Raw genomic sequence first — 1,687 nt, forward strand, 5'->3', positions numbered from 1 at the left:
TCGTGGTTGTGCCGCTGCCCCGTCGGGTTCGCGATTGCGATGGCCACGGAGCGCTTGTGGCGGTTGGTGCAGAGATATTAGGCGCTTTCGGTGCCGTCTTCGCCTTCGAGAAAAGGCGGGCCCCAGCCGCGCGTGTCATCGCCCTTGCCGGGGCGTTCGATCTTGATGACGTCCGCGCCCAGATCGCCCATAAGCTGGGTGCAGGTCGGGCCGGCGAGGATGCGCGTCAGATCGAGCACGCGCAGCCCGGCGAGTGGGCCGCGGGCGGCTGCGGCGTCTGGTGTGGTAGCGGTTTCGGACATTGAAATCCCGGCTTTTGGCGTCTCGGCATCGGCTGAAAAGACGTACCCGAGACGATGCATCGGTTTGTTCTAGCCACAGATGCGGCTGAAATAAACAATGCCGGCGATCAACGCCAAACACGATCGCGCCAACGCGCCCTGGGCTGGCGCGCGATGACCTGGCAGAGTAGGGTAGGGGAATGGCAAGCGGTTTCTGGACACACAACACCGGCGCGGACGAGGTGAGCGGAGAGACCCTCGCCCAGCGTCACACGCGCCTGGAGATCGCCACGCATGGGGCCGGCTTCACGGACATCACCAACGACGTCGGCCACTGGCTGAGTGAGATCGGCGCATCGCAGGGTCTGCTCACGGCGTTCATCGCGCACACCTCCGCCTCGCTCATCATTCAGGAAAATGCCGATCCGTCCGTGCAGAGCGATCTGCTGAGCGCGCTGGAGAAGCTCGCCCCGCGCGACGCGCCCTACCGCCACGCCGCCGAAGGTCCGGACGACATGCCCGCCCACATCAAGGCGATGCTGAACTCGGTCAGCCTGTCGATCCCGGTGGTCGGCGGCAGCATGGCGCTTGGCACCTGGCAGGGCGTCTACGTCCTGGAGCACCGCGATAATCCGCATCGCCGCCGCGTCGATCTGCAATTTATCGGCACAGTCGGCGGCTGACTCGCGCATACGTTGTGGAAAAGCGGGTGCGGCCGGCGAACAACGCTGGGCGTCCCTTTGACAGTAACGTTAATGTAACGCTGAGGCTGATTTCGCCATTGTATTGGATAGGTTGGCGTCCGGGCACTGAGTGGAGGGACCACGCCGTTCGTCAGGCGTGTATTGCGTATAGAGCGAATGATGCAGCGTATTCTTCTGGCCGAAGACGACGAATCCATGCGCCGGTTTCTCACGCGCGCGCTTGAACGGGCCGGCTATGAGGTGCGCGCCTTCTGCGACGGCTCTCAGGCGTACAGATGCCTGAGACGCGAGCCCTTCACGCTTCTGTTGACGGACATCGTGATGCCGGAGATGGACGGCATCGAATTGGCACGCCGCGCCGCCGATCTGGACCCCGACCTGAAGATCATGTTCATCACCGGCTTCGCGGCCGTGGCGCTGCACCCCGAATCCACCGCGCCGCGCAACGCCAAGATCCTCTCCAAGCCCATCCACCTGCGCCACCTGGTTGACGAGGTCGACCGTCTGCTCGCGGCATAGCCAGGGCTCGCCGCGCATGCGCCCCCGGCCTCGGCCCGCAGCTCTACCGGCTACGGTCTTCGCGGATCATGTCGGAGGCCTTCTCCGCGATCATGCACGTCGGGGCATTGGTATAGCCCGGCGTGATGACCGGCATGATCGCGGGATCGACCACGCGAAGCCGAGCCAGCACCGGCACCCGCG

Annotated in this window: 3 protein-coding genes; 2 read left to right on the forward strand and 1 reads right to left on the reverse strand. The window is 64.7% G+C overall.

Annotated elements, in window-relative coordinates; genetic code table 11:
- Positions 1-77: 77 nt before the first annotated feature.
- On the reverse strand, positions 78-302 hold the full coding sequence (locus I6U14_RS07630; RefSeq protein ID WP_296898195.1) for a CoA transferase: 225 nt from the start codon (positions 300-302) through the stop codon (positions 78-80).
- Positions 303-523: 221 nt separating this feature from the next.
- On the opposite strand from I6U14_RS07630, the gene I6U14_RS07635 reads away from it, so the two are divergent.
- Together I6U14_RS07635 and cpdR are read left to right on the forward strand one after the other, a co-directional pair.
- Entirely contained in the window at positions 524-964 is a 441-nt protein-coding gene (locus tag I6U14_RS07635) for a secondary thiamine-phosphate synthase enzyme YjbQ (RefSeq protein WP_296898196.1), read from the forward strand.
- A 180-nt stretch (positions 965-1,144) separates the two neighbouring features.
- Entirely contained in the window at positions 1,145-1,504 is a 360-nt protein-coding gene (gene cpdR, locus I6U14_RS07640; protein WP_296898197.1) for a cell cycle two-component system response regulator CpdR, read from the forward strand.
- Positions 1,505-1,687 lie beyond the last annotated feature (183 nt).

It is taken from the genome of Thiohalocapsa sp. (genome assembly GCF_019695415.1).
GTDB lineage: Bacteria > Pseudomonadota > Gammaproteobacteria > Chromatiales > Chromatiaceae > Thiohalocapsa.